A 26891-nucleotide genomic window follows, 5' to 3' on the forward strand; every position below is an offset into this window, starting at 1 on the left:
GAAGGACACCGGCGTGAACTCCGAGCAGGCACCTCCCGGTATCGATGTGAGTAAACCGCACCCGGCGCGCCGATACGACTACTGGCTCGGCGGCAAGGACAACTTCGAGGCCGACCGCGAATCCGCGGAGATGGTGGCCGAGGCCTTCCCCAGCGTGCAGTTCTCCGCCCTGGAGAATCGCGGATTCCTGCGGCGGGTGGTCACCTACCTGGCCGCCGAGGCCGGGATTCGCCAGTACCTCGATATCGGCGCCGGGCTGCCGACCGCGGGCAATGTGCACGAGATCGCCCAGGACATCGCGCCCGAATCGCGCATCGTCTACGTCGACAACGATCCGATCGTGGCGATCCACGCCCGCACGCTGCTGCACAGCAGCCCCGAGGGCCGCACCGCCTACCTCGAGGCCGACGTCCGCGAGCCCGAGCGCATCCTCACCCATCCGGACCTGCTCGCCACCCTCGACCTGACCCGGCCGGTGGCGCTCATGCTGGTCGCGGTCATGCACTTCATCACCGACGACCAGCAGCCCTACGGCCTGGTCCGGACGCTGTGCGAGGCCCTGCCCTCGGGCAGCTACCTGGTCATGTCGCACGCCACCAGCGACCACCTCACCGCCGAGGACCTGGCCCAGAGCGACGAGGCCAACCAGCGCAGCGGCATCCCGTTCCGATTACGGTCCACCGCCGAATTCAGCCGCTTCTTCACCGGCACCGAGGTGGTGCCCCCGGGCATCGGGTCGATCATGTCGTGGCGGCCGGAAGGGTGGCGGGCCCACCCCCGGCCCGAGGCAGTGTCCATGCTGGGGGCCGTGGGCCGCATCCCCTGACGCCGAGCCTCTCCCCTTTTCCGGCACGCTTTTGGCCGGAATCTACCGATGGATTCCGGCCAAAAGCACGCCGGAAAAAGAAGAAAGGCAAAGGTTCGGCCCGGCACCACCGTGTGATGCCGGGCCGATTGCACTGCGCCGCAACGATTTACGGCAGGGGGCCGCCCGCGGCGATGGCCGAGAGCGTGGCGAATTCGTCGCCCTTGAGGGAGGCTCCGCCGACGAGGGCGCCGTCGATGTCGGTCTGCGCGATCAGCTCGCCGACGTTCTTGGCGTTCACCGAACCGCCGTACAGGACGCGGACGATACCGGCGACCTCCGGACCGGCCAGGTCGGCCAGTTCGGCGCGCAGCGCGCCGCACACCTCCTGCGCGTCGGCCGGAGTGGCGACCCGGCCGGTGCCGATGGCCCAGACGGGCTCGTAGGCGATGACGATCTTGGCGATCTCCTCCGCCGACAGGCCCTTGAGCGAACCACGCAGCTGTTCCAGGTTGTACTGGACGTGGGTCTGCGCCTCGCGGACGCCGAGGCCCTCGCCGATGCAGACGATCGGGGTCATCCCGTTGTCCAGCACCTTCTTGGCCTTGGCGGCGACGGTGGCGTCGTCCTCGGTGTGGTACTGCCGCCGCTCGGAGTGGCCGACCACGATGTAGGTGCAACCCAGCTTGGCCAGCATGGGAGCGCTGATCTCGCCGGTGTAGGCGCCCGAATCGTGGGTCGACACATCCTGCGCGCCGTAGGTGATCAGCAGCCGGTCACCCTCCACCAGCGTCTGCACGCTGCGGATGTCGGTGAACGGCGGGAGCACCGTGACGTCGACCTTGGCGAAGTACTTGTCCGGCAGCGCGAAGGCGATCTTCTGCACCAGGGCGATGGCCTCGAGGTGGTTGAGGTTCATCTTCCAGTTGCCGGCGATGAGCGGTTTGCGTGCCATCAGTCCTCCAGAACCGCGATGCCGGGAAGTTCCTTGCCCTCCAGGTACTCCAGCGACGCGCCGCCGCCGGTGGAGATGTGCGAGAAACCGTCCTCCGGCAGACCCAGCGAACGCACGGCCGCGGCCGAATCGCCGCCGCCGACCACCGTGAACGCACCCTTGCCGGTGGCCGTGACGATCGCCTCGGCGACGGCGCGGGTGCCCGCGGCGAAGCCCTCGAACTCGAAGACGCCCATCGGGCCGTTCCAGAAGATCGTCCGCGCCTCGGTCAGCAGCGCGCCGAAGCGCTTCGCCGACTCCGGGCCCACGTCCAGGCCCATCCAGCCGTCCGGGATCTCGTGCGCGGGCACGGTCTTCGACTCCGCGTCGGCGGCGAACTTGTCGGCCACCACGATGTCCACGGGCAGGTGGATGACGTCCGCGAAGCGGTCCAGCAGGTCCTGGCAGGTGGTCACCATCTCCTCCTGCAGCAGCGAGGTGCCCACTGAAAGGCCCTGTGCCGCAAGGAAGGTGAAGCACATGCCGCCGCCGATCACCAGGGTGTCGACCTTCGGCGCGAGCGCCTCGATGACGGCCAGCTTGTCGGAGACCTTCGAGCCGCCGAGCACGACCGCGTACGGCCGCTCCGGGTCGGCGGTCAGCTTCCGCAGCACGTCGACCTCGGCGGCCACCAGCGTGCCCGCGTAGTGCGGCAGCAGCTGCGCCACGTCGTAGACCGACGCCTGCTTGCGGTGCACCACGCCGAAGCCGTCGGAGACGAACGCGCCGTCGTCGCCGACCAGTTCGACCAGGGCGCGGGCCAGCTTGCCGCGCTCGGCGTCGTCCTTGCTGGTCTCGCGCGGATCGAAGCGGATGTTCTCCAGCAGCAGCACGTCGCCGTCGGTGAGGCCCTCGGACCGCGCCAGCGCGTCCTGGCCGACCACGTCGCCGGCGAGCTGGACATTGCGGCCCAGCTCCTCGGCCAGCTTCGCCGCCACAGGAGCCAGCGAGAGCTTCGCGTCCGGCTCGCCCTTGGGGCGGCCCAGGTGCGCGGTGACGACGACCTTGGCCCCGGCCTCGGCCAGCGCCTTGATGGTCGGCGCCGAGGCGATGATGCGGCCCGGGTCGGTGATCGTCCCGCCGCTAGCGATCGCTTGCGGGTCGCTCGAAACGGCACTGTCGAGGGGGACGTTGAGGTCGGAGCGCACGAGTACGCCCCGGCCCTCGACACCCTCACTCAGCAGATCGTGAAGTGTCTTGACTGCCATAGCTTTACAGCGACTTGCCGACGAGGCCGATCAGGTCGGCCAGGCGGTTGGAGTAGCCCCACTCGTTGTCGTACCAGGAGGTGACCTTGACCTGGCCGTCGATGACCTTGGTCAGCGGCGCGTCGTAGATCGACGAGTGCGGGTCGGTGACGATGTCGCTGGAGACGATCGGGTCCGTGTTGTACTTCAGGATGCCCTTCAGCGGACCCTCGGCGGCGGCCTGGAACGCGGCGTTGATCTCCTCGACCGAGGCCTGCTTGCGCAGGTCGGCGGTCAGGTCGGTGATCGAGCCCGTCGGGACCGGGACGCGCAGCGCGTAGCCGTCCAGCTTGCCCTGCAGTTCGGGGAGCACCAGGCCGATGGCCTTGGCGGCGCCGGTGCCGGTCGGCACGATGTTCAGCGCGGCGGCGCGGGCGCGGCGCAGGTCCTTGTGCGGGGCGTCCTGCAGGTTCTGGTCCTGGGTGTAGGCGTGGATCGTGGTCATCAGGCCACGCTCGATACCGAAGGTGTCGTTGAGGACCTTGGCCAGCGGGCCCAGGCAGTTGGTGGTGCACGAGGCGTTGGAGATGATGTTCTGGCTGCCGTCGTACTTGTCGTCGTTGACGCCCATGACGACGGTCAGGTCCTCGCCCTTGGCGGGCGCGGAGATGATGACCTTCTTGGCGCCGGCGGCCAGGTGGCCCTTCGCCTTGGTGGCGTCGGTGAAGATGCCGGTCGACTCGACCACCACGTCGACGCCCAGGTCGCCCCACGGCAGCGCCGACGGGCCCTCCTTGATGGCGAGCGCGGTGATCCGCTGGTCGCCGACCACGATGGTGTCGTCGCCGTCGAGCGAGACATCCTTCGGCAGGCGGCCCAGGATCGAGTCGTACTTCAGCAGCGTCGCCAGCGTGGCGTTGTCGGTGAGGTCGTTGACCGCGACGATCTCGATATCCGTGGTGCCGAGCGCCTTCTGCGCTTCGACCGCCCTGAAGAAGTTCCGACCGATGCGGCCGAAGCCGTTGATACCTACCCGGACAGTCACGTTATCGCTCCTCAGCTTTCAGCGGATTCGTTCCGTTGCAGATCCACCCTAATGCCCGCGTTCTCCGGCATCCGCCACGCCCCTGCCCACTGTGACGAGGCACTACGGGCCGTATCCGGGCCGGTCGGCGGCAGGCCATCATGTTACCGGCCGGTACGGCGGTTCGGTGGGGGCAGTGGAGGACCCGGGTTCGAGTAACAGAATCGTCACCGGAGACCCTGGTATCCGACACATATTCCGGAATTTGTTGCAGCGCAACCACTCTCCTTTTTCCGGCACGCTTTTGGCCGGAATCTACCGGGAGATTCCGGCCAAAAGCGTGCCGGAAAAAGGGGGTGGGGGTGGCGCGGATGATCAGTGGGCTTGACCTGCCGCGACTTCCTCGGTGTCGTAGAAGCAGAAGTGGTCCGTGATCTGGGCCACCTCGTCCTTCGGTTCCGGGTAGCCCCAGACCAGGTCCTGCGCGTCGGGGACCGACCAGTAGGAGGCCGTGCCCTTGAACGGGCAGAAGGTAGTGGTGTCCGACGCCGTCAGCAGGTCGGTGCGGACGTCCTCCGGCGGGAGGTAGTAGCGCACGGGACAGCCGGTCTCGCGCAGCACCAGGGGGCGGGTGCTCTCGGCGAGGACCTGGTCGCCGCGTACCACGCGCACGTGCTGGTCGCCCTGTTCGACGGTGATGCGGTGTCCTGCGGTCACGATCGTGCCCTTTCGTGAGGAACGGGGAAAGCGTTCGGCGGGCGGGCCGCCTTCAGGTACAGCGTCGCCCGCCGCCCGCTTTCTTCCCGTCCGGGCCTACGCGTCCTCGAGTAGTTCCGCGGTGACCGCCGACTCCGTGTCGGGGATGCCCAGTTCCTTCGCGCGCCGGTCGGCCATCGACAGCAGCCGCCGGATGCGGCCCGCCACCGCGTCTTTCGTCATCGGCGGCTCGGCGAGCTGGCCCAGTTCCTCCAGCGAGGCCTGGCGGTGCTGCACACGCAGCCGGCCCGCGGCGGCCAGATGTTCGGGCACATCCTCGCCCAGTATCGTCAGCGCGCGCTCCACCCGGGCGGCCGCGGCCACCGCCGCGCGCGCCGAGCGGCGCAGGTTGGCGTCGTCGAAGTTGGCCAGGCGGTTGGCGGTCGCCCGCACCTCCCGGCGCATGCGGCGCTCCTCCCAGGTCAGTCTCGTGTCCTGGGCGCCCATCCGGGTCAGCAGCGCGCCGATGGCCTCGCCGTCACGCACCACCACCCGATCGGTGCCGCGCACCTCGCGGGCCTTGGCCGAGATACCCATCCGCCGGGCCGCGCCGACCAGTGCCAGCGCCGCCTCCGGACCCGGGCAGCTCACCTCGAGCGCCGAGGACCGGCCGGGTTCGGTGAGCGAGCCGTGCGCGAGAAAGGCGCCGCGCCAGGCGGCTTCGGCATCGCCGATGCTGCCGCCGACGACCTGGGCCGGCAGGCCGCGCACCGGGCGACCGCGCACATCCAGCAGACCGGTCTGCCGGGCCAGCGCCTCGCCCTCCTTCGATACCCGCACGACATACCGGGAAGTCTTGCGCAGCCCACCGGCGCCGAGCACGTGCACATCCGAGCCGTAGCCGTACAGCTCGAAGATCTCCCGGCGCAGCCGACGCGCGATGGATCCCATGTCCACCTCGGCCTCGACGATCACTCTGCCACCGACGATGTGCAGGCCGCCGGCGAACCGAAGTAGCGCCGACAGTTCCGCCTTGCGTGAACTCACCTGCGAGACCGACAGACGGCTAAGCTCGTCCTTGACCTCGGCTGTCATCGCCACGAGACCCGCTCCTTTCCACCCAACGCGGACCGCACTTGCTGGCCCATGTGCCGTCCTTCGACTCGAAGCCCTGCTGATTCCGGCCGAGGTTGCCGGATCACCTGATCCAGTGCGGCGGCAAGCTTTCCGGGGTGGTGCCGGTCCGTCCCCGCCTCGGCGACATCAGCGAAGGTTACTCGTGCTTGCAGCTGTTCGGCAGCTCTTGCCAGATGTTCGCGTTCCCTACCCTCCGGTACGGAGCCGGAATCCACCACCACATCCTCGACCGCGAAATCCGGTGCGTGCTGGGACAATACATGCAGGTGCCGTTCGGCGGAGAATCCGGCCGTCTCGCCGGGCTCCGCAGCGAGATTGAGTACCAGCACTTTTCGTGCCCTGGTATGTACCAGCGCCTCGCGCAGACCAGGCACGAGAACGTGCGGGATGACGCTGGTGAACCACGATCCCGGTCCCAGCACGACCACGTCGGCGTGCTCGATGGCCGAGGTCGCCTCGGGGCTGGCGGGCGGGTCGGACGGGATCAGCCGCACCCGGCGAACCTTGCCCGGCGTGGTCGCGACCGCGACCTGACCGCGGATGCAGCGGCTCACCCGGGGGTCGGCCTCCAGGCCGGAGACGTCGGCCTCGATGGTCAGCGCGGTCGGCGACATCGGCAGCACGCGGCCGCTGGTGCGCAGTATCCGGCCCATCTCGTCGAGCGCCGCGACCGGATCGCCCAGCACCTCGGTCAGGCCGGCCACGATCAGGTTGCCGACCGAATGCCCGGCCAGCGCGCCGGTGCCGCCGAAGCGGTGCTGCACCGTGCGCGCCCACACCCCGTCGGTCTCCTCGGCCAGCGCGGCCAGGGCCATGCGCAGATCACCCGGCGGCAGCATGCCCAGTTCGGCGCGCAACCGGCCGGAGGAGCCGCCGTCGTCGGCCACAGTGACGACCGCGGTGATCGCCCCGGCGAGCCGCCGCACCGCGGTGAGGGTGGCGTACAGACCGTGCCCGCCGCCGAGCGCGACGACCGCGGGCCCGGATTCGCGGTCCGCCGCGGACGCCGGATCCTCGGCCGCCGCGGAAGTCTCGCGGTCGGTCATTCGCGCCCCAGATCCCGATGGACCACCCGGATCGCGTCGCCCGGATCGGGCTCGCGGTCGCGAAGTAACTCGCCCAGCGCCAGCGCGATCGCCACGCTGCGGTGCTTACCGCCGGTGCAGCCCACTGCCACCGTCATGTATCGCTTCCCCTCTTGCCGGTACCCGTTCGTTGTGACGTCGATCAGGTGCGAACAGGTCCGCAGGTAGTCCTGGGCCCCGGGGCGGGACAACACGTACTCGCTGACCACCGCGTCCTGCCCCGTGTGTTCGCGTAGTTCCGGTACCCAATGGGGATTGGGTAGGAAACGCACATCAAACACCATGTCGGCGTCCAGCGGTACTCCGTGCTTGAAACCGAACGATTGGATTGTGATCTGGAGGGTGGCCGGCGCACCGCTCCCGTAGGCCTCCTCCAGCCGCCGGTGCAGTTGGTGCACCGACAGTTCGGTGGTGTCGATGACGAGGTCGGCGACCTTCTTCACCGGCGACAGCCGCTCGCGTTCGGCGGCGATACCGGCGGTCAGGGTACCGTCGGCGCTCTCGCCCTGCAGCGGGTGGCGGCGCCGCGCGAAGCCGAACCGGCGGATCAGCACGTCGTCGGACGCCTCCAGGAACAGCACCCTGGTCCGCACCCCGGCGCCGCGCAGCTGTTCGGTGACTCCCGACAGATCTCCGGTGAAGAACCGGCTGCGCACGTCCATGACCAGGGCGAGCTTGCGAATCGGCGGATCCGCGGAGGCGCCGAGTTCGACCATCCGCCCGATCAGCTCCGGCGGCAGGTTGTCGGCGACGTACCAGCCGAGATCCTCGAGCACGCGGGCCGCCGTGCCGCGTCCCGCCCCGGACAGGCCGGTGACGATGACGACCTCGACACGCCCGCCGTCGTCACGGGCAGGCGAGGGGGGTGCGGGCTCTGGGTACGCGGCCGCCGACGACGGGGTGGTCGCCGGGCTGCTGTTCGATTCGACGCTGGTCATGTCCTACCGGATCCGTGTCTGCCTGTCTGTCGATAATCGTGTCCCGCGCCCGGGCGCGTCGCGGCCCCGGCCAGAAGCGCGCCGGGGTCGGGACCGGGCCAGGAGCCACCGGGCCGCGGACCGGCCCAGGAGCCACCGGGCCGTGAGCTGCGGCTGCAACCTGGCTGTGGGGCCGCGACCACGGTCGGCCATGGGCCGCCCCACGACCGGCCGGTTGTGGGGCGGGACCAGGGCCGGGGCCGTCATCCGCCGTTCACCTCGCCCGGGTTCAGGGCGGCGAGCACCGCCTTCGCTGTGGCCACACCGATGCCCGGGACCTCCGTAATCTCCTCTACCGTAGCGTCCTTCAGCCGGGCCACCGAGCCGAAGTGGGTGACCAGGGCGGTCCGCCGGGATTCGCCGAGGCCACGGACGGAGTCCAGCGCCGAGGCCGTCATGCGCCGCGACCGCTTGCTGCGGTGGAAGGTGATGGCGAACCGGTGCGCCTCGTCGCGGACGCGTTGCAGCAGGTAGAGCGACTCGCTGTTGCGCGGCATGATCACCGGGTCGGGCTCGCCGGGGACCCACACCTCCTCCAGGCGTTTGGCCAGGCCGATCACCGCGACATCGGTGATGCCGAGGTCGTCGAGGACCTCCGCGGCGGCGTTCACCTGCGGCGCGCCGCCGTCGACGACGTACAGGTTCGGCGGATAGGAGAACCGGCGCGGCTTGCCGGTCTTCGGATCGATGCCCGGCGGGACGTGCGGCTCGGCGTCGTCGCCCACGTCCACGAGCGCGGTCGGTCCCCCGTCGGCCGGGACCGGGCCGGACCGCAGTTCGGTGGCCTCGGCCGCGTCGAGGTCCCGGCGCAGCCGCTGGAACCGCCTCCGGGTGACCTCGGCGATGCTGGCCACGTCGTCGGAGCGGCCCTCGCCCGCGGCCTCCTTGATCGCGTAGTGCCGGTACTCGGATTTCCGCGCCAGGCCGTCCTCGAACACCACCAGGGAGGCCACCACATCGGTGCCCTGCACGTGGCTGATGTCGACGCATTCGATGCGCAGCGGGGCGCTGTCGAGATCGAGGGCGTCCTGAATGCCTTGCAGCGCGGCCGATCTCGCGGTCAGGTCGCCCGCGCGCTTGAGTTTGTGCTGGGCCAGCGCCTCGGTGGCATTGCGCTGCACGGTCTCCATCAGCGCCTTCTTGTCGCCGCGCTGCGGCACCCGCAGGCCCACCCCCGACCCGCGCAGCTCCGACAGCCAGCCCTGGATCTGGTCCGGCTCGGCGGGCAGCACCGGGACCAGGACCTCGCGCGGCACGACGGCGGCCGGGGAATCGGTGTCGGTGTGCTCGGCGAAGGCCGCCTGCTCGCCGTAGAACTGGGTGAGGAACTGCTCGACCAGCGCGGGCATCTCGCCGCCGATGTCGTCGGCAGCGTCGCCGGATTTGTCGACCACCCAGCCGCGCTGGCCGCGCACCCGGCCGTCGCGCACGTGGAAGATCTGGACGGCCGCCTCGAGTTCGTCGGTGGCGAAGGCGATCACGTCGGCGTCGGTGCCGGTGCCCAGCACCACCGCCTGCTTCTCCAGCGCGCGCTCCAGGGCCTGCACGTCGTCGCGCAGGCGGGCGGCGGCCTCGAAGTCCAGATCCTCCGCCGCGGCCTGCATCTGGCGTTTGAGATCGCGCACCATCCGGTCGGTCTTGCCGGACAGGAAGTCGCAGAAGTCCTCGGCGATCCGGTGATGTTCCTCGGCGCTGACCCGGCCGATGCACGGCGCCGAGCACTTGTCGATATAGCCGAGCAGGCACGGGCGGCCGATCTGCCGGTGCCGCTTGAAGACCCCCGCCGAGCAGGTGCGCACCGGGAACACCCGCAGCAGCAGGTCGACGGTCTCGCGGATGGCCCAGGCGTGCGCGTAGGGGCCGAAATACCGCACGCCCTTCTTCCGCGCGCCGCGGTAGACGAAGACCCGGGGGTACTCCTCGTTCATGCTCACCGCGAGCATGGGATAGGTCTTGTCGTCGCGGTAGCGGACGTTGAAGCGCGGATCGAATTCCTTGATCCAGTTGTATTCCAGCTGAAGCGCTTCCACCTCGGTGGTGACCACCGTCCACTCGACGCTCGCGGCGGTGGTGACCATCTGGCGGGTACGCGGGTGCAGCGCGGCGATATCGGCGAAGTAGGAGTTCAGCCGACTGCGCAGGCTCTTGGCCTTGCCGACGTAGATGACCTGCCCATACGCATCCCGGAACTTGTACACGCCGGGTTCGACGGGGATGGTGCCCGGCGCCGGCCGGTACGTCGCTGGATCTGCCACCCGACAAGCCTATCGACCGGCTCCGACGAGTTTTCGCGGCCGCGGCGGTCGTAACTCCTATGAACCCGACCCTCACCCCGGCGCGGTCCGCGCTGGCACGGGAGCTGGCCGCACTGCGCCGTCCGCTGCTGACCTACTGCTACCGGATGCTCGGTTCCGCGCTCGAGGCCGAGGACGCCGTCCAGGAGACGATGATGCGAGCGTGGCGGTCCGCCGATCGGCTCACCGACCCTGCCGGATTGCGGCCGTGGATGTACCGGATCGCGACCAACGTCTGTATCGACGCGACCACCGATCGACGCCGGCGGGCGCTGCCGATGGACCTCGTCGCCGCGGCCGACCCCCGCGGTGATCTGGGGGCGGCGCTGCCGGAATCGACCTGGGTGCAACCGTTTCCGAGCGCCTCGGCCACCGGCGACCCGTCCGAGGAGGCGGTCTCCCGCGAATCGATCCGGCTTGCCTTCGTCGCCGCGCTGCAGTACCTGCTGCCCCGGCAGCGCGCCGTCCTCATCCTGCGTGACGTGCTGTGCTGGCGCGCCGCCGAGGTGGCCGAACTGCTCGACACCAGTGTCGACGCGATCAACAGCATGCTGCGGCGGGCACGGTCGGCGCTGGCCGCGGCGGGGCCGGAGGCCGGCGAACCGATCGATACCGGACTACTCGAGCGGTACGTCGCCGCGTTCGAACGGTTCGACATCGACGGCATCGTCGCGCTGCTGCGGCACGACGCCGTGATCGATATGCCGCCGGTGTCGTTCTGGCTACGCGGCCGCGAGGCCTTCCGCCAGTGGCTGACCCACTCCGAGGTCGGCTGCCGCCGCAAGCGGCTGGTGCCGATCGAGGCCAACGGCTGCCCGGCCGCGGCGGTGTACCGGGAGCACGACGGGCGTTTCGAGGCGGTCGGGATCCAGGTGCTGGTGTGCTCGGGTGGCGAGATCTCCGAACTACACGTCTTCCTGCAACCCGAACTGTTCCGCATCTTCGGGCTGCCCGAGACGCTCGGCTGACCGCTACCGATCGGGCAGCAGGTCCGTAAGCCCGGCCAGGCCGAGCACCAGCAGCAGCCCCTCGTCCGCGCCGAGAATCCGGATGCGCCCGCCGGACCGGTTGGCGGCGAGGTGAATACGTGCCAGCGCCTCGATCACGGCCGCGGCGCAGCCCGCGAGGTCGCGGACATCGCAGTCGACGGTCCGATGGCCGTCGGCGATCAGCGTCCGGACCCGCGCGCACCACGCCGCGGTGGCGCGCTCACACGCCACCCCGCCGAGCGCTACGGTCGCCGGGCCGGATGCTGCGGCGCCGCGAGGCATCTGCACGTCGGGACACATACCCTGCACAACCGCCGCCGACCGCGAAACTCGTCGTGCCGGTCGGCCCCCGGGATGCCTGTCTCCCCGGTGGCGCGACGAGTTTCCGGAGTCGGGGCGGTTGTGGCAGGCATGGTCAACGACATGTTCACACCGTCCCGGCGAATCGAGCCGAGGGCGCTGAAACCCGGAGTGATCCTCGCGCTGATGTGCGGGGCACAGTTCATCATCACACTCGATATCGCCATCGTGAATGTCGCGCTGCCGTCGATTCAGCGGGATCTCGACCTCGCGGCGAACGATCTGCAATGGGTGGTCATCACCTACGTCCTGCTGCTCGGCGGCCTGCTGCTGCTCGGCGGGCGCGCCGGGGATCTGCTCGGCCGGCGGCGAGTGCTGCTGGCCGGACTGGCGCTGTTCGCGGGCGCCTCGCTCGCCGCCGGGCTGGCGGGATCATTCGCCCAGCTGGTCGCGTCGCGGGCCGCACAGGGAGCCGGGGCGGCGCTGGCCGCGCCCGCCGCACTGGCCGTACTCGTCGCGACCTTTCCCGAGGGCGCCGCGCGCACCAAGGCGCTCGGAGTGCTCGGCGCGGCCGGCGGGAGCGCGGCCTCGGTCGGCGTCGTGGTGAGCGGGGCGCTGACCGCCGGGCCGGGGTGGGAGTGGATCTTCTTCATCAACGTGCCGATCGTCGGGGTCATGCTGGCGCTCATCGCGAGATACGTACCCGCCGACCGCAGGACCGAGCGCGGCCCGTTCGATCTCGCGGGTGCGGTCACGGTGACCGCCGGGCTCACCGCGCTCGTCTACGCCATCAACAAGAGCGTCGATCACGGCTGGGGCTCCGCGATCACACTCGGCCTGCTGGCGGCCGGATTCGCCCTGCTGGCGGTATTCGCCGCCGTCGAATACCGCGCGGCGGAGCCGCTGGTGCCCCTGACGATGTTCCGCCGGCCGACGCTCAATGCCGCGAATCTCGTTGCCGCGCTGGTGTACGCGGCCTTCTTCGCGACCATCTTCCAGGCATCGCTGCTCATGCAGCAGGTGCTCGGATATTCCGCGCTGCGCACGGGCGTGGCCTACCTGGCGATCGCCGCTACCGCGGTGGTCGTCGCCGCCGGTATCGCGCCCGCGCTGCTGTCGCGGATCGGCGCCGGATGGACGATCGTGCTGGCGCAGGGCAGCGCGGCGGCCGGGCTGCTGTGGCTCGCCCGCGTCCCGGTCGGCGCCGCGTACTGGCCGGATCTGTTTCCCGGGTTCCTCGGCGTCGGGGTGGGCGTCGGGCTGTCGCTGGTAGCGGTCCAGGTCGCCGCGTTCGTCGGTATCCCCGAGCAGGTCAGCGGGCTGGCGGGCGGCATGGTGGAGACCGCGCGCGAGATCGGCGGCGCGCTGGGCACGGCCGTCGTCGCGGCGGTGGCGATCGCGGCCGCGCGTGGCGTCTCCGCGGGCCCGGCCGCGGCTCTCACGGAGGGCTTCCGGCGCGGTTCCCTCGTCGCGGCGGGCTTCAGCCTCCTCGCCGCCCTCACCGCGGTCACCGTCCTGCGGCGGGCCGAACGCGAGGCGGCCCGAGTTCCGGTGGACGCGCGATGACGAGCGATCCCTCGGAGCGGCCGGGTGGTGTTCACACCGGCTGCATGCGGCGGGTGTTGGACTTGATGGCCTCGTAGAGGGCGCGTTCGGGGCCGGAGAGGCGACTGCGGCGGCGCAGGAGGACGAAGTCGAGTTCGCCCAGTTCCGGCAGGCGGGGGTCGTCTACGGCGAAAAGCCCTGCGGGCAGCAGGCTTTCGGCGTGGGCGATCACCCCCAAGCCGGCCAGGACCGCGGCGCGCAGGCCCAGCTGGCTGTCGCTGGTGCAGGCGATGCGGCAGGTGCGGCCCTCGCGTTCGAGGGCGCGCAGGGCGACGTGGCGAGTGAGACTCGGCGGCGGATAGGTGACCAGCGGGACCGGATCGTCGAAACCCGTTGCGCCGGAACGGCCCGCCCACACCAGGCGGTCGCGCCACAGCAGTTCGCCGTGGCGCTCGCCGGGCAGCCGCTTGCCCACCACCAGGTCCAGTTCGCCTGCCGCCATCCGGGTCTTCAGGTTCTCGCTGAGACCGACAGTCAGTTCGAGGTCGACGCCCGGATGGGACTGCTGGAATTCCAGCAGCACGTCCGGCAGCTCACGCGCCATGACGTCGTCGGACGCGCCGAGGCGGATCAGGCCGGTGAGGCGCGATTCCGAGAAGTAGCGCTCGGCCCGCGCCTGCGCGTCCAGGATGGCGCGCGCGAATCCGACCATGGCGGCGCCGTCGGCGGTGAGGGCGAGATTGCGGGTGTCGCGGCGGAACAGCTCGCGCCCGGCGGCCTTCTCGAGCCGGGCGATGTGCCCGCTGACCGTGGACTGCCGCAAACCCAGGATGCGGCCCGCCGCGGTGAAGCCACCGGCGCGCTCGACGGCGAGAAAGGTGCGCAGCAGGTCGGGATCGAACATATTCATCACGATACGCGTTCCGAAATATCGTTTACACCGACTTCCGTGATCAGTCGGCCGGATCTACCGTGCAGAGGTGACGTTTCTCGCGAAGCTCCGGATCGACGCCTTCATGCTCGGCATCCTGGCCAGCGTGCTGGTGGCCGTCGTGCTCCCGGCGCGCGGGACCGCCGCCGACGTCCTGGACTGGGCGACCAAGATCGCCATCGGCCTGCTGTTCCTGCTCTACGGCGCCCGGCTGGAGCCACGCGAGGCGCTGGCCGGGCTGCGGCACTGGCGGCTGCACGCGAGCGTCCTCGCGGTGACGTACCTGGTGTTCCCGCTGCTCGGCCTCGCGTTACGGCTGCTGGTGCCCTCGGTGCTGACCGAGGAGCTGTACACCGGCGTGCTGTATCTGTGCCTGCTGCCCTCGACGGTGCAGTCCTCGATCGCGTTCACCTCGATCGCGCGCGGGAATGTGGCCGGCGCGGTGGTGAGCGCGTCGCTGTCCAATCTCGCGGGCGTCTTCGCCACGCCGCTGCTGGTCATGCTGCTCATGCACACGACGGGTGGCGCGAGCGTCTCCCCGACCGCCATCCTGGCGATCGTCGTGCAGCTGCTGCTGCCGTTCCTGGCCGGTCAGCTGCTGCGCCCGTGGCTGCGGCCGCTGCTGCGGCATACGGCGGTCACGCGCGTCGCCGATCGGGGCTCGGTGTATCTGGTGGTCTACGCCGCGTTCAGCGCGGGCATGGTGGAGCACATCTGGAATGGCCTGTCCCCCTGGGCATTACTCGCCGTGGTCGCGGTGTGCGCGGCCCTGCTGGGGGTCGTGCTGGGCATCACGTCCGCCGCGAGCAAGGCGCTCGGATTCGAGCGGGCCGACCGGATCGTCATGATCTTCTGCGGATCGAAGAAGAGCCTGGCGACCGGGCTGCCCATGGCGACGGTGCTGTTCGCCGGGCATCCGGTCGGGCTGATCGTGCTGCCGCTGATGATCTTCCACCAGATCCAGCTGTTCGTCTGCGCCGCGCTGGCGGGGCGCTGGGGCCGGGCGGCGGATGCCGCTGCCGCGCAACCCGTTTCGGCCGGCGCCGCGGCGGCGAGCTAGGGGCCGTTCACATTCCGCGCACGTACCGCAGCGTCTCCTCGACCGCGCTCAGATCGATATCGAGGCTCGGGTCCTGCTTCAGCGCCTCGCGGAATTCCTGCATCGACTCGTCGAGGCTGCTGCGCCGGGCCATCGAGATCAGCTCCTGGCGCACGTAGTCGCCCAGCGGCATGCCCGAGGCGGCGGCGCGGCGGCCGAGCACGCTCCAGGTGTCGGCGGGCAGCCGGTAGGTCTCGATCAGCGACATGGCGCCCTCGTCGACCGCGGGCGCGGGATGGTCCGGCCGCTCGGCTTCCAGGAATTCGACGACGGAGTCGATCGGCACGCGCCGGGAACTCAGCGCCGTCAGCTCGTGGTGTACGTACTCCTCCACGGGCAGGTCGGCATAGGCGGCGCGGCGGCGCAGCACGGCGGCGGTATCGGCGGGCAGGTCCTCGATATCGATGCGCGACATGGACGCCACCGTAAACGTGTGATGAACGGTCGGCAACCTCGTCACGGCGCGGCGCGCCCCGGAGACGCTGTCGCGCAGCCGGTTCCGCTTCCGGCGTACCGGTGGGCGGCCGGGCGCGTCAGCGGGTGAGCGGGAATTCGGACGTGCCGCTGTCACCCGCCGGAATGATCGGCAGCACGACGGCGGACGGATGGTCGGCGTCGTGCAGGATCGTCTGCGTGGCGCCCTGTACCGCGGCGCTACTCCCGAACGGTTCGCCGGTATTGGGGTTCGGCGCGTACTGCGGGTAGTCGCTGCTGGAGATCTCCACCCGGATACGGGATCCGGCGGGCACCTGATAGCTGGTCGGCCAGATCTTGATCGTGTACTGGTACGGCTGTCCGGGAACGATGGGAGACGGCCGTTCCAGGGAGTCGCGGAACGCCGCGCGGATGATGCCGTTGTTGAGGTTCGTGGTGGATCCGTCCGGGGCGACGGCCACGAGTTTCGCGGTGAAGTCGGTGTCGGGCGCGGTCGAGGCCGCCCACAGTTTCACCTCGGTCGGTCCGGTGATCTCGGTATCGGACGGCATCGGGTCGGTGGTGTAGGTCAGTACGTCGGTGCGCTGCTCGACCACGCCCTGATCGACGGGTCCCTGCGGTCCGGTCGACGCGCCGCAGCAGGAGTGGCCGCCCGCGCTGGGCACCGGGTTCGCGGGGTCGTAGTAGTACCGGTCCGGTGGCTGCGGATCCTTCGGCGGCGCGGTGGCCAGAGCGCCTGTGCGGCCGGTCATCCCGAGGCCGCCGGGACCGGACAGGTAGTAGGTGGTCCAGCGCGTATTCGGCAGCGGCCAGGCCGACGCCGTCTTCCAGCGATTGGCGCCCATGACGAAGTAGTCGACCGCGGGCTGCCCGGACACGGTGTTGTCCGCCCCCTTCAGGAACCGGTCGAACCAGGTCAGCATCAACTCGTTGACCGGGCTGTTCCCGGCGGGTCCCGCGGCAGCCAGTTTCGGCGTGGTGACGCCGCTGCCCGGACGGCCCCAGCCGACATGGTCCCACGGCCCGATCACCAGGCGCTGGTTGCGGCGGGCCTCGTCGCCGCCGCCACGGTTCACCATCCCCGTGAAATTCTCGATGCCGCCGGTGAGGAAGGCGTCGTACCAGCCCTCGATATCGAGTACGGGCACCCGCACGTCCTGATATCGGTCGCGGATGCTCCACCGCGTCCAGTAGTCGTCGCGGGCGGAGTGGCGGATCCAGTCGTAGAACCACGGCGCCACGACCGGATCACCGGGGTGCAGTGGTGGAAACTGCTGGTACGGGCGATATCCCAGCCAGCGGGTGTACTCGGATTCGTCGGCCAGCAGTTGCTTGGCCGTGCCGGTGTCGCCGCGATTCTCCGCCGCGGTCCGGCCGATCGTCCCCATCGCCCACGGTTCGACGAAGGCCAGCCGGAACGCCCCGCCGTCGTAGGTCCAGCCGTCGTAGTAGTCGGAGGACGTATTGGCGGGGACGATCGTCGCCAGATGCGGCGGCGTGCGCACCGCGGCCAGCCACTGGGTGGCGCCCACATAGGACGACCCGTACATGCCGACCTTGCCGTTGGACCCCGGCAGACCGGCCGCCCACTCCACCGAGTCGTATCCGTCGTCCATATCGTTGCCGAATTCGGTGAACGTGCCGCCCGACGCGCCCTGCCCCCGAATATCCTGCACGACAACGAGATAGCAGTGTGAGGCGAACCAGTCCGGCGTCCGGTACCGGTACGGCTGGATCTGCGCCGCGGCCTTGCCGTACTGGGTGCGCATGAGGATCACGGGCGCCGGATCGGCGGTTCGCGGGCGGTAGACGTCGGCCTTCAGCACGACGCCGTCGCGCATGGCGGCGGGGACGTTCTCCTGCTTGTCGACCGCGCAGTCGCCGCGGCCGTCGGTGGGCGGCCACGCACTCGGGGACGGTGCCGGGCCGTTCCCGCCACCGTCGGATCCACCGCAGGCGGCGGCCAGGACGACGGCCGCCACGACCGCGCCCATCCGGACGATTCGACTGCGCCGCATACGGTTCGCCGACATCAGCAGAAGGTAACACCGCGCGACCGCCCGCGTGATCGAGTTCGCCGCGGCCGCCGCACCGATTGCCCGCGCGATGCCGGACGGATCAGCGGGTGAGCGCCCGCAGCGAATCCGCCAGATCGCCTCGCTCCCCCACCTCGACGGTGTCCAGCTCGAGCCAGTCGGCCATCTCCCGCAGCGAGCGCGCCAGCTCGGTCACGACATGGGCGGTGTCCCAGCCGGATTCGGCGAAGGCGCCCGGGACGAGCAGGCGGCCGGTGGACCGCTCGGCGCGCAGGTCGACCCGGGCGACCAGCTCGCCGTCGAGCAGGAACGGGAAGACGTAGTAGCCGTGCACCCGCTTGGGCTCCGGCGTGTAGATCTCGATACGGTAGTGGAAATCGAAGATGCGCTCGGTACGCGGGCGGAAGAAGATGAGCGGATCGAACGGGCACAGCAGCGCCGCGCCCGATACCTTGCGCGGGATTCGGGTCCCGGTGCGCAGGTAGGCGGGCCGATCCCAGCCGGTGACCTGGACCTGTTCCAATTCGCCCGCGGCCACCAGATCGGCGAGGGCGGGCTCGGTCTGGCGGCGGTGCAGCCGGTAGTAGTCGCGCAGGTCGGGCTCGGTGCCGATGCCGAGCGCGGTGGCCGATCGCCGCACCAACTCGCGCACCGCCTCCGGCTCCTCGATCTCCCGGGCGAGGACGTCGGGCGGGAGCACCCGCTCGGTGAGGTCGTAGTACCGCTGGAATCCGACGCGCTTGTCCACCGACAGCTCGCCGGTCGCGAACAGCAGCTCGCACACGACCTTGGTATCGCTGTAGTTCCAGCCCCAGTGGTCCTTCGAGCGCGCCCGGTCCAGCTCGAGGTGCTTCTCCACCTCGCCCGCCGTACTGGGACCGAACTCCCGGATCACCTCGAGCACATCCTTGGGCAGCCGGGGATTGCGCTCGACCACGCGCGCCGCGCCGCCCCACCGCCCGTTGCGGAAGCGGGCCATCCGCCAGCGCAGCAGCGGCCAGTCCTCGACGGGGATCAGGGCCGCCTCGTGCGCCCAGTACTCCACCAGCCGCCGCGGCCGCCGCGCGCGGTGACTCCACGCCAGCTCGTCCAGTGCCGTGCGGTCGTACGGGCCGATGCGGGCGAAGATCGGCGCGTAGTGCGCCCGCACCACCGCCGAGACCGAATCCAGTTGCAGCAGTTGCGTTCTCTCCAGGGCGCGCAAGACGGCGCGGCGGCCGGCCGGGGTACTGGGGCGGTCGGAGGCGAAGCCCTGGGCGGCCAGCGCCGTCCGGCGGGCCGCGGCGGCGGTCATCGTACGCACCTTCGCACCATGCCATGAGGCACCGACAGGAATCGCCCGGTCCTTCGGATACACTGGTGTATCCAAACGCGCCCGAGCACCACGACCCCGAGGTAGGCATGAGCGATTCACCGGATGTCATCGTCGTCGGAGCCGGGCTGGCCGGCCTGGTGGCCACCTACGAGCTGACCCGGGCGGGTCGCCGCGTCCTGGTGCTCGACCAGGAGAATCGCAACAATCTGGGCGGTCAGGCGTTCTGGTCGCTGGGCGGGCTGTTCTTCGTCGACTCGCCCGAGCAGCGGCGGCTGGGCGTCAAGGATTCGTTCGAGCTGGCCTGGCAGGACTGGCAGGGTTCGGCCGGCTTCGACCGCGACGACGAGGACCACTGGGCCCGGCGGTGGGCGCGCGCCTACGTCGAGTTCGCGGCCACCGAGAAGCGGCAGTACCTGCACGATCTCGGCCTGCGGGTGACGCCCCTGGTGGGCTGGGCCGAACGCGGCGGCACGACCGCCGACGGGCACGGCAATTCGGTCCCGCGCTTCCACCTCACCTGGGGCACCGGGCCGGAGGTGCTGCGAGTGTTCCTGGAGCCTGTGCTGGAGGCCGAGAAGCGCGGTCTGGTGGAGTTCGCCTTCCGGCACCGGGTGGACGAGCTGATCGTCGAGGGCGATGCCGTCGCGGGCGTCCGGGGCAGCGTCCTGGAACCCACCGATCTCGAGCGCGGCCGGGCGTCGTCGCGGGACGTGGTGGGCGAGTTCGACTTACGCGCCCCGGCGGTACTGGTCACCTCCGGCGGCATCGGCCACAATCACGACCTGATCCGCGAGAACTGGCCCACCGAGCGCTTGGGCCCCTGCCCGCGAACGATGATCTCCGGAGTTCCCGCCCACGTCGACGGCCGCATGCTCGGGATCACCGAGGCCGCCGGCGGGCGCATCGTGAACCGGGATCGCATGTGGCACTACACCGAGGGCATCAACAACTGGGATCCGGTCTGGCCCGATCACGCCATCCGCATCATCCCCGGCCCGTCGTCGCTGTGGTTCGACGCGAACGGGAAGCGTTTGCCCGCACCGTGTTTCCCGGGCTTCGACACCAACGCCACCATGAAGGCGATCCTCGACACCGGCTACGACTACTCGTGGTTCGTGCTGACGCAGTCGATCATCGAGAAGGAGTTCGCGCTGTCGGGCTCCGAGCAGAATCCGGATATCACCGGCAAGGATCTGAAACTGACCCTGCGCAGCCGCCTCGCCAAGGGCGCACCCGGCCCGGTCGAGGCGTTCAAGGAGCACGGCGTCGACTTCGTGGTCGCCGACACCCTGGCCGAACTGGTCGACGGCATGAACAAGATCACCCGCGGACCGGAACTGGACCTCGCGGACCTCGAACGCCAGATCGTCGCGCGCGATCAGGAGCTGACCAACAAGTACGGTAAGGACGCCCAGCTCATGGCCGTCGCGAACGCGCGCCGCTCACTCGGCGACAAGCTGGGCCGGGTCGCCGCCCCGCACCGCGTCCTCGACCCCGCCCACGGCCCGCTCATCGCCGTCCGGCTCAACATCCTCACCCGAAAGACGCTGGGCGGCTTGCAGACCGACCTCGACTCCCAGGTGATCCGCGCCGACGGCACACCGTTCCCCGGCCTCTACGCCGCGGGCGAGGTAGCGGGCTTCGGCGGCGGCGGAGTCCACGGCTACAACGCCCTGGAGGGCACCTTCCTCGGCGGATGCATCTTCTCCGGCCGCGCCGCCGGCCGGGCCCTGGCCCGCACGCCCCGCTGACCGGGGGTCTCAGGTGTCGATGCCGTGGGCGCGCAACGCCGTCCGCAGCCCGTCGGGGCGCTGGGCGGTCGGCTGGGGGTCCACCCAGGCGAAGGCGCAGCCGAGTGCCGTTGCGCCGCCGTCGTTCTCGCGGCTGTCGCCTACCATGAGCGCGTTCTCCGGGGCGACCCCGAGGCGCTCGAGGGTCCACTCGAAGATCCGCGGATCGGGCTTCATCGCGCCGATCTCGTAGGACAGCGCGTAGAGCGCGACGTCGTCCTCCCAGCCGTGCGCGGCGAACGACGGCCGGATGTCGAAGGCGATATTGCTGACGACGGCGACCGGAATCCCTTGGGTATCCAGGGATTTCAGCACCGTGCCGGTATCGGGGTACGGCGTCCACTCCAGCGGGTCGATCATGCGCGCGTAGACCTCGTCGGCCTGCGGCGCCACCACCCCGGCCTGCCGCAGCACCTCCATGTACGCCTCGCGGTGCAGGTCCGCGCTGAGGTCGCGGTGCTCCCACGCGTACAGCCCGCGCTCGTCGAAATCCGCGACCCGCTGGTCCGGCGTGGTCAGCCGCCACAGCACCTCGGCCGCCTCGTCGGCCGTCATCGGCCGCCCGTCCGGCCCCCGCAGGTCGGCGGCCCAGGATTCGTCGTCCTCGAGCCGGAAGAGGGTTCCGGAGAAATCGAACAGCGCCGCCTGGATCGTCACGCGGCCAGCGTACACAAATCGTCCCATGACAGGGATCACCCGTCAGCTTGTCTGAGGAGTTGCTACCGTTGGGTCATGGTCGACTCCCCCATCCTGCAGGTCTCCGCCGTCGACGTCGTGCGCGGCGGCACCACGATCCTCGCCGAGGCATCGCTGACGGTCCGCGCGGGCGAGCACTGGGCGCTGCTGGGTCCCAACGGCGCCGGGAAGACCACACTGCTCAAGATGCTGGGCGCGTTCGAACATCCCACCCGCGGCACCGTCGAGGTGCTCGGCCATCGCCTCGGCCGGGTGGATATGCGGGAACTGCGCACCGCCATCGGCCACGTCGACCCCCGCCACGCCCCGCCGTATCCGCTCACCGCGCACGAGGTGGTGCTGACGGGCCTGACCAATACCGCCGACCTGAAGCAGCGCTGGAATCCGACGGCCGCCGAGATCGGCGAGGCCGACCGCCTGATCGAACTGCTCGGGCTCGCGCATCGCCGGGATGCCCGCTGGCCCACGATGTCCCAGGGCGAGCGCGGCCGGGCCCTGATCGCCCGGGCGCTCATGCCGAACCCGCGGCTGCTCCTGCTCGACGAGCCCACCACGGGCTTGGACATGGCCGGCCGCGAACAGCTCATCGATCGCATCGATCGGCTGCAGCGCGCGCATCCGGAGCTGTCGTCGGTGCTGGTGACCCATCACCTCGAGGAGCTGCCGCCGGGCACCACGCACGTCATGCTGCTGCGCGACGGCCGCCAGGTGGCCTCCGGCCCGGTGGACCAGGTGCTCACCAGCGAGAACATCAGCACCTGCTTCGACCACCCGGTCCGGCTGACCCGCACCGACGGCCGCTGGCAGGTCCGCACCGACCACACCGTCCACGCGGGGTGACCCGCGCTCTCACTTGGTGTCGGTCTCGCCGTCGATCGGAATGTTGGCGACCACCGGGTACTCGCCGGTGTAGCCCTCCCGCTCGCGCGCGACGGCCAGCACCCGGTCGCGGACGACGAACCAGCCGATGATCAGCGCCGGGATCAGGATCACCAGGCTGGCGACGGTCCAGGTGCCGACCGGATAGTCGAAGGCCATCAGCACGAGCACGACCGCCAGGAACACCAGCGTCGCGATACCGGTGTAGGGCGCGCCGAACATCCGGAACGCCGGGCGGTCGGCGGCACCGGCCCGCCACCGGCGCCACAGCTGCAACTGGCACAGCACGATGGTCGCCCACGACGACAGGATGCCCATCGAGGCGATATTGAGCACGATCTCGAACGCGCGCGACGGCACCACGTAGTTGAGCCCGATACCGCACAGCGCGATGATCGCGGTCAGCATGATGCCGCCGAACGGCACGCCGCGCTTGTTCATGCGGCTGGTGAACTTCGGCGCGCTGCCGTTCATCGACATGGATCGCAGAATGCGCCCGGTTGAATAGAGCCCGGCGTTGAGGCTGGAGAACGCCGCGGTGAGAACCACGAAGTTCATCACCGAACCGGCGTTCGGCACACCGAGTTTCGAGAAGAAGGTGACGAACGGGCTCTCCGAGGCCGAGTACGCGGTGTAGGGCAGCAGCAGGGCCAGCAGCACCAGCGAGCCGACATAGAACACGGCGATCCGGAAGATCACCGAGTTGATCGCCCGCGGCATGATCTTCTGCGGATTCTCCGTCTCACCGGCGGCGGTGCCGACCATCTCCACGGCCGCGTACGCGAACACCACGCCCGAGGTCACGGTGACCAGCGGCAGCACCCCGGTCGGGAACCAGTTCCCGGCGTCGGCGACCATCCCGAACCCGGTCGGCGCGCCGTCGATGGTGAACCGCCCGGCCAGGAAGACGGTGCCGATGCCCAGGAACGACACCAGCGCGACGACCTTGATCAGCGCCGCCCAGAACTCCAGCTCGCCGAACCACTTCACCGAGATCAGGTTGACGCTCAGCACGATCACCAGGGCCACCAGCGCCAGCAGCCACTGCGCGATCGGCTGGAACGGGCCCCAGTAGTGCAGGTAGGTGGCGATCGCCGTGGTGTCCACGATGCCGGTCATGGACCAGTTCAGGAAGTACATCCATCCGGCGACATAAGCGGCCTTCTCCCCGAAGAACTCGCGCGCGTAGGAGACGAACGATCCGGAGGACGGCCGGTGCAGCACCAGCTCCCCCAGCGCCCGCAGGATGAAGAATACGAAGACGCCACAGATCGCGTAGACCAGGAACAGACCCGGTCCGGCGCTCGCGAGGCGGCCGCCGGCGCCGAGGAACAACCCGGTGCCGATCGCGCCGCCGATGGCGATCATTTGCAGTTGGCGCGGTTTCAGGCTCTTGTGGTAGCCGCTGTCTTCCGCCCCGAGGAATGTTTTTCCCCGCACTTCCGTCATCTGCCGGTTGATCCTTCGCAGTCGGTCGGTGAGGCCCCGACGTTACCTGGTCGATAGCCGAACCCCGAATCGACCGCGCCCACGTCGTTGCGAGGTGCCCGAATCGACCGGTAATCGCCGTCTCACCTGCCCCGATGGAAGTAGCCGAGAGTACGCCCGGGGCTTCCTTCGCGGGCAGGTCTCGAAACCCCCTTCCCAGCTCTGAAACCAGAGTTACAGTCCGACCATGACGCGCTCGCGACACATCTGGGCAGGGGCCACCGCCGCACTGCTCACCGCCGGGGTGATCACCGGCTGCTCGTCCGGATCCGACAGCACGACACAATCGTGCGCCGACACCACCAACGGCACCGCCATCACGGCCGGCCCCACCGCCGCCGGCACCGACCTGGCGACCAACCCCGAGATCGCCTCGGGCTACCGCAGCGATATGACGCCCGTGCGCACCGGCACCTACGCCGTGTCCGCCGCCAATCCCATTGCGACGCAAGCGGCTTGCCGCGTGCTGGCCGACGGCGGCACCGCGGCCGACGCACTGGTGGCGGCCCAGATGGTGCTGGGCCTGGTGGAACCGCAGGCGTCGGGCATCGGGGGCGGTTCGTTCCTGATGTACTACGACGCGCAGAAGAAGACCGTCGATTCCTACGACGGCCGCGAGGTGGCCCCCGCCTCCGCCACCGAGAACTATCTGCGCTGGGTCAGCGATACCGATCAGTCGACGCCGCAGCCGAATACGCGCGCCAGCGGCCGGTCCATCGGCGTGCCCGGTGCGCTGCGGCTGCTCGAGATGGCGCACAACGAACACGGCAAGCAGCCCTGGCGCGACCTGTTCACCCCGGCCATCGATCTGGCCGACCGGGGATTCGCGATCAGTCCCCGGCTCGCGGGCCAGATCAAGGAATCCGCAACGGATCTCGCGCGCGACGAGAACGCGAAGGCGTATTTCCTGCAGCCCGACGGCGCCCCCAAGCCGGCCGGGACCACGCTCACCAACCCGGCCATGGCGAAGACGCTCGGCGCCATCGCCACCGACGGTCCCGCCGCGTTCTACACCGGCGCCGTCGCCCAGGACATCGTCGACGCGACGGCCACCACCTCGGGCGGGCGCACTCCCGGGCAGATCAGCCTCGCCGATCTGGCCGGCTACCAGGCCAAGAAGCGCACCGCGCTGTGCAGCCCGTACCGCGACCACGAGATCTGCAGTATGCCCAACCCGTCGTCGGGCGGTATCACCGTGGCGTCCACGCTGGGCATCCTGGAGAACTTCGATCTGGGGGCGCTGCCGCCGGAGAACGTCGACAAGAACGGCGGTAAGCCGAATGCGCAAGCGGTACACCTGATCTCGGAGGCCGAGCGGCTGGCCTACGCCGATCGGGACAAGTACGTCGCCGACTCCGACTTCGTGCCGCTGCCCGGCAATTCCCCGGACACGCTGCTCAACCGGGACTACCTGAAACAGCGTGCGGCGCTGATCAAGCCGGACCACGCGATGGGGACCGCGCAGCCCGGCGACTTCGGCCCGGTTCCGCTGGGCACCGGCCCGCAGCCGCCCGAGCACGGCACCAGCCACGTCTCGGTGGTGGACAAGTACGGCAATGCCGCGGCGCTCACCACCACGGTGGAATCGGCCTTCGGATCGTTCCACGTCGTCGACGGGTTCGTGCTCAACAACCAGCTCACCGATTTCAACGCCACCCCGACCGCGGCCGACGGGACGCCGATGGCGAACCGGCTGCAGCCGGGTAAGCGCCCCCGCAGCTCGATGAGCCCGACCCTGGTGTTCGATCGCGGCGCCGACGGCTCGCGCGGGCAGCTCTCTTACGTGACTGGCTCGCCCGGCGGTTCGGTGATCATCCAGTTCGTCGTGAAAACCCTGGTCGGCATGCTGGATTGGAAGCTCGACCCGCAGCAGGCGGTCTCCGGTGTCGCCTTCGGCGCGGCCAACACCCCGGTCACCGGCGTCGGCGGCGAGCATCCGGCGATCAACGCCACCGACAAGGGCGACCACGACCCCCTCGTCCAGAAACTCCGTTCGATGGGCCACCAGGTCTCGGTGGACCCGCAGACCAGCGGCCTGTCGGCGCTGCGACGCGAAGGCGACGGCTGGATCGGCGGTGCGGACCCGCGCCGCGAGGGTGCGGTAATGGGCGACGTCAAGTAGAACGACTCTCCCCCGTAGATCACCTTCCCTCTTTCCCGGCACGCTTTCGGCCGGGAAAGAGAGAACCTACTTCCCTTGGTCGGCAGTGTATTTCGCCCCGAGCTCGCGGAAGCGATCCATGGCGTCGGCGGCGTAGGCCTTGTCGTTGACGCGGATGGCCATCATGGGGACGTATTCGTCGCCGACGAGTTCCAGGCGGGCCCAGGACTTCTTGTCGGGGATCGAGACGCCGCGGATGTCCTTCCAGGCGAAGTCGGTGTCGCCCAGGATGTTCCGGACCGAGACGCCGTGCGGGCCCACCCGGACGCGGGGGCGGGTGAGGAGCAGGACCGCACCCGCGATCAGCCATCCGAACACGATGATCGCCACCTGGTCGGCGCCGCGGAAATTCACGCCCGTGGCGCTGTGCGACGACGCGATACCGGCGACGGTGAACAGGATCGCGATCACGGCCGCGACGATCCGCGAGGTCCGCGCCGCACGCCGCGGCCGCACCTCCAGATCCCACTGTCCCCCTTCGGATCCGGCCTCGGGGGGCTGCGGACCGCGCTTCCAGATACGGACGACCGGCATCAGACGGTCTGGCGCAGAGCCCGCAGGGTCAGCGCCGCGTCCAGTGCCGCGGCGCAGGCCTGCTCACCCTTGTCCTCCGCCGAATCGGGCAGGCCGGCGCGGTCGAGGGCCTGGTGCTCGGTGTTCACGGTCAGTACGCCGTTGGTGACCGGCGTGCTCTCGTCCAGCGAGACCCGGGTCAACCCGGCGGTCACGGCATCGCAGACGTACTCGAAATGCGGTGTCTCCCCGCGGATCACGACACCGAGGGCGACAACGGCATCGTGGTTGCGGGCCAGCGCCTGGGCCACCACCGGTAGTTCCATCGCGCCCGCGCAGCGCACCACGGTGATCTCCTCGACCCCGCTCGCCCGCGCGACCCGCTCGGCGTTCGCGACCAGCGTGTCGCAGATCTTGGTGTGCCACCGCGAGGCGACGATGCCGACCCGGAGGGTCTTGGCATCCTCGAGCGCGAACTCCGGTACGCCGGTGCCGCTCATGCGAAAGGTTCCGCC

At 70.0% G+C, this 26891-nt stretch carries 24 protein-coding genes; 7 read left to right on the plus strand and 17 right to left on the minus strand.

Annotated elements, in window-relative coordinates:
• Positions 1-13 precede the first annotated feature (13 nt).
• The gene (locus ON41_RS17775; protein ID WP_040748877.1) at positions 14-826 is read left to right on the plus strand and encodes an SAM-dependent methyltransferase; all 813 of its coding nucleotides are present in this window, start codon (positions 14-16) and stop codon (positions 824-826) included.
• Between the two features lie 148 nt (positions 827-974).
• Here ON41_RS17775 and tpiA read toward each other — a convergent pair whose 3' ends face one another.
• From tpiA to uvrC, 8 genes are all read right to left on the minus strand, one after another.
• A complete protein-coding gene (tpiA, locus tag ON41_RS17780) occupies positions 975-1760 on the minus strand; it encodes a triose-phosphate isomerase (protein WP_040748735.1) in 786 nt (261 codons plus the stop codon).
• Positions 1760-3007 carry a phosphoglycerate kinase gene (locus tag ON41_RS17785; RefSeq protein WP_040748736.1) on the minus strand — a complete coding sequence of 416 codons (1248 nt, stop codon included), beginning with the start codon at positions 3005-3007 and terminating at the stop codon, positions 1760-1762. Before ON41_RS17785 ends, tpiA begins: the two co-directional genes overlap by 1 nt.
• 4 nt (positions 3008-3011) lie before the next feature.
• Positions 3012-4031, minus strand: coding sequence for a type I glyceraldehyde-3-phosphate dehydrogenase (gap, locus tag ON41_RS17790; RefSeq protein ID WP_040748737.1), 1020 nt, complete (start codon positions 4029-4031; stop codon positions 3012-3014).
• Between the two features lie 354 nt (positions 4032-4385).
• Complete coding sequence (locus tag ON41_RS17795; RefSeq protein ID WP_040748738.1) at positions 4386-4727, minus strand: DUF427 domain-containing protein; 342 nt, start codon at positions 4725-4727, stop codon at positions 4386-4388.
• 96 nt (positions 4728-4823) lie between these two features.
• On the minus strand, positions 4824-5807 hold the full coding sequence (gene whiA / locus ON41_RS17800; protein ID WP_040748739.1) for a DNA-binding protein WhiA: 984 nt from the start codon (positions 5805-5807) through the stop codon (positions 4824-4826).
• Positions 5798-6889 (minus strand): gluconeogenesis factor YvcK family protein, encoded by a 1092-nt coding sequence (locus ON41_RS17805; RefSeq protein WP_040748740.1) that lies wholly within the window; start codon positions 6887-6889, stop codon positions 5798-5800. Before ON41_RS17805 ends, whiA begins: the two co-directional genes overlap by 10 nt.
• Positions 6886-7866: an RNase adapter RapZ gene (rapZ, locus tag ON41_RS17810; RefSeq protein WP_040748741.1), complete on the minus strand. Its 981-nt coding sequence runs from the start codon at positions 7864-7866 to the stop codon at positions 6886-6888. The genes ON41_RS17805 and rapZ overlap by 4 nt, the downstream gene beginning before the upstream one ends.
• Before the next feature lie 242 nt (positions 7867-8108).
• Positions 8109-10160 (minus strand): excinuclease ABC subunit UvrC, encoded by a 2052-nt coding sequence (uvrC, locus tag ON41_RS17815; protein WP_040748742.1) that lies wholly within the window; start codon positions 10158-10160, stop codon positions 8109-8111.
• A gap of 59 nt (positions 10161-10219) precedes the next feature.
• Here uvrC and ON41_RS17820 point away from each other — a divergent pair, with 59 nt between their 5' ends.
• The gene (locus ON41_RS17820) at positions 10220-11167 is read left to right on the plus strand and encodes an RNA polymerase subunit sigma-70 (protein WP_040748743.1); all 948 of its coding nucleotides are present in this window, start codon (positions 10220-10222) and stop codon (positions 11165-11167) included.
• 3 nt (positions 11168-11170) lie between these two features.
• On the opposite strand, the gene ON41_RS41630 is transcribed toward ON41_RS17820, so the two are convergent.
• A complete protein-coding gene (locus tag ON41_RS41630) occupies positions 11171-11476 on the minus strand; it encodes an STAS domain-containing protein (RefSeq protein ID WP_157185517.1) in 306 nt (101 codons plus the stop codon).
• Positions 11477-11611: 135 nt separating this feature from the next.
• Here ON41_RS41630 and ON41_RS17830 point away from each other — a divergent pair, with 135 nt between their 5' ends.
• A complete protein-coding gene (locus tag ON41_RS17830) occupies positions 11612-13054 on the plus strand; it encodes an MFS transporter (RefSeq protein ID WP_063709899.1) in 1443 nt (480 codons plus the stop codon).
• A 31-nt stretch (positions 13055-13085) separates the two neighbouring features.
• Here the strand turns inward: ON41_RS17830 and ON41_RS17835 are convergent, their stop codons facing one another.
• Complete coding sequence (locus ON41_RS17835; protein WP_040748744.1) at positions 13086-13943, minus strand: LysR family transcriptional regulator; 858 nt, start codon at positions 13941-13943, stop codon at positions 13086-13088.
• Between the two features lie 70 nt (positions 13944-14013).
• On the opposite strand from ON41_RS17835, the gene ON41_RS17840 reads away from it, so the two are divergent.
• Positions 14014-15024, plus strand: coding sequence for a bile acid:sodium symporter family protein (locus ON41_RS17840; RefSeq protein ID WP_040748745.1), 1011 nt, complete (start codon positions 14014-14016; stop codon positions 15022-15024).
• A 7-nt stretch (positions 15025-15031) separates the two neighbouring features.
• On the opposite strand, the gene ON41_RS17845 is transcribed toward ON41_RS17840, so the two are convergent.
• The 3 genes from ON41_RS17845 to ON41_RS17855 form a co-directional block, all read right to left on the minus strand.
• Entirely contained in the window at positions 15032-15478 is a 447-nt protein-coding gene (locus ON41_RS17845; protein ID WP_040748746.1) for a hypothetical protein, read from the minus strand.
• 118 nt (positions 15479-15596) lie between these two features.
• Positions 15597-17492 carry a CocE/NonD family hydrolase gene (locus tag ON41_RS17850; RefSeq protein WP_040748879.1) on the minus strand — a complete coding sequence of 632 codons (1896 nt, stop codon included), beginning with the start codon at positions 17490-17492 and terminating at the stop codon, positions 15597-15599.
• A 124-nt stretch (positions 17493-17616) separates the two neighbouring features.
• Positions 17617-18837, minus strand: a complete 1221-nt coding sequence (locus tag ON41_RS17855; RefSeq protein WP_040748747.1) for a winged helix-turn-helix domain-containing protein — start codon at positions 18835-18837, stop codon at positions 17617-17619.
• Between the two features lie 98 nt (positions 18838-18935).
• Between ON41_RS17855 and ON41_RS17860 the strand changes: the two genes are divergently transcribed.
• Positions 18936-20600 carry an FAD-binding dehydrogenase gene (locus tag ON41_RS17860; RefSeq protein ID WP_040748880.1) on the plus strand — a complete coding sequence of 555 codons (1665 nt, stop codon included), beginning with the start codon at positions 18936-18938 and terminating at the stop codon, positions 20598-20600.
• A 9-nt stretch (positions 20601-20609) separates the two neighbouring features.
• Here the strand turns inward: ON41_RS17860 and ON41_RS17865 are convergent, their stop codons facing one another.
• Positions 20610-21296, minus strand: coding sequence for an HAD family hydrolase (locus ON41_RS17865; RefSeq protein ID WP_040748748.1), 687 nt, complete (start codon positions 21294-21296; stop codon positions 20610-20612).
• A gap of 75 nt (positions 21297-21371) precedes the next feature.
• Between ON41_RS17865 and ON41_RS17870 the strand changes: the two genes are divergently transcribed.
• The gene (locus tag ON41_RS17870; protein WP_040748749.1) at positions 21372-22175 is read left to right on the plus strand and encodes an ABC transporter ATP-binding protein; all 804 of its coding nucleotides are present in this window, start codon (positions 21372-21374) and stop codon (positions 22173-22175) included.
• A 9-nt stretch (positions 22176-22184) separates the two neighbouring features.
• On the opposite strand, the gene ON41_RS17875 is transcribed toward ON41_RS17870, so the two are convergent.
• Positions 22185-23663, minus strand: coding sequence for an amino acid permease (locus ON41_RS17875; protein WP_040748750.1), 1479 nt, complete (start codon positions 23661-23663; stop codon positions 22185-22187).
• Between the two features lie 226 nt (positions 23664-23889).
• Here ON41_RS17875 and ggt point away from each other — a divergent pair, with 226 nt between their 5' ends.
• The gene (gene ggt, locus ON41_RS17880; protein WP_040748751.1) at positions 23890-25824 is read left to right on the plus strand and encodes a gamma-glutamyltransferase; all 1935 of its coding nucleotides are present in this window, start codon (positions 23890-23892) and stop codon (positions 25822-25824) included.
• 66 nt (positions 25825-25890) lie between these two features.
• Here the strand turns inward: ggt and ON41_RS17885 are convergent, their stop codons facing one another.
• Positions 25891-26397: a PH domain-containing protein gene (locus ON41_RS17885; RefSeq protein ID WP_083905429.1), complete on the minus strand. Its 507-nt coding sequence runs from the start codon at positions 26395-26397 to the stop codon at positions 25891-25893.
• Complete coding sequence (gene ribH, locus ON41_RS17890; protein ID WP_040748752.1) at positions 26397-26876, minus strand: 6,7-dimethyl-8-ribityllumazine synthase; 480 nt, start codon at positions 26874-26876, stop codon at positions 26397-26399. Before ribH ends, ON41_RS17885 begins: the two co-directional genes overlap by 1 nt.
• Positions 26877-26891: the final 15 nt, after the last annotated feature.

Source organism: Nocardia transvalensis NBRC 15921 (genome assembly GCF_000308875.1).
GTDB classification, from domain to species: domain Bacteria; phylum Actinomycetota; class Actinomycetes; order Mycobacteriales; family Mycobacteriaceae; genus Nocardia; species Nocardia transvalensis.

Coding starts and splice junctions, on each gene's coding strand:
- tpiA (WP_040748735.1), bottom strand. CDS start 1,760: ATGGCACGCAAACCGCTCATCGCCGGCAACTGGAAGATGAACCTCAAC.
- ON41_RS17785 (WP_040748736.1), bottom strand. CDS start 3,007: ATGGCAGTCAAGACACTTCACGATCTGCTGAGTGAGGGTGTCGAGGGC.
- ON41_RS17805 (WP_040748740.1), bottom strand. CDS start 6,889: ATGACCGACCGCGAGACTTCCGCGGCGGCCGAGGATCCGGCGTCCGCG.
- rapZ (WP_040748741.1), bottom strand. CDS start 7,866: ATGACCAGCGTCGAATCGAACAGCAGCCCGGCGACCACCCCGTCGTCG.
- ON41_RS17820 (WP_040748743.1), top strand. CDS start 10,220: ATGAACCCGACCCTCACCCCGGCGCGGTCCGCGCTGGCACGGGAGCTG.
- ON41_RS17830 (WP_063709899.1), top strand. CDS start 11,612: ATGTTCACACCGTCCCGGCGAATCGAGCCGAGGGCGCTGAAACCCGGA.
- ON41_RS17835 (WP_040748744.1), bottom strand. CDS start 13,943: ATGAATATGTTCGATCCCGACCTGCTGCGCACCTTTCTCGCCGTCGAG.
- ON41_RS17845 (WP_040748746.1), bottom strand. CDS start 15,478: ATGTCGCGCATCGATATCGAGGACCTGCCCGCCGATACCGCCGCCGTG.
- ON41_RS17850 (WP_040748879.1), bottom strand. CDS start 17,492: ATGGGCGCGGTCGTGGCGGCCGTCGTCCTGGCCGCCGCCTGCGGTGGA.
- ON41_RS17860 (WP_040748880.1), top strand. CDS start 18,936: ATGAGCGATTCACCGGATGTCATCGTCGTCGGAGCCGGGCTGGCCGGC.
- ON41_RS17870 (WP_040748749.1), top strand. CDS start 21,372: ATGGTCGACTCCCCCATCCTGCAGGTCTCCGCCGTCGACGTCGTGCGC.
- ON41_RS17875 (WP_040748750.1), bottom strand. CDS start 23,663: ATGACGGAAGTGCGGGGAAAAACATTCCTCGGGGCGGAAGACAGCGGC.
- ggt (WP_040748751.1), top strand. CDS start 23,890: ATGACGCGCTCGCGACACATCTGGGCAGGGGCCACCGCCGCACTGCTC.
- ON41_RS17885 (WP_083905429.1), bottom strand. CDS start 26,397: ATGCCGGTCGTCCGTATCTGGAAGCGCGGTCCGCAGCCCCCCGAGGCC.
- ribH (WP_040748752.1), bottom strand. CDS start 26,876: ATGAGCGGCACCGGCGTACCGGAGTTCGCGCTCGAGGATGCCAAGACC.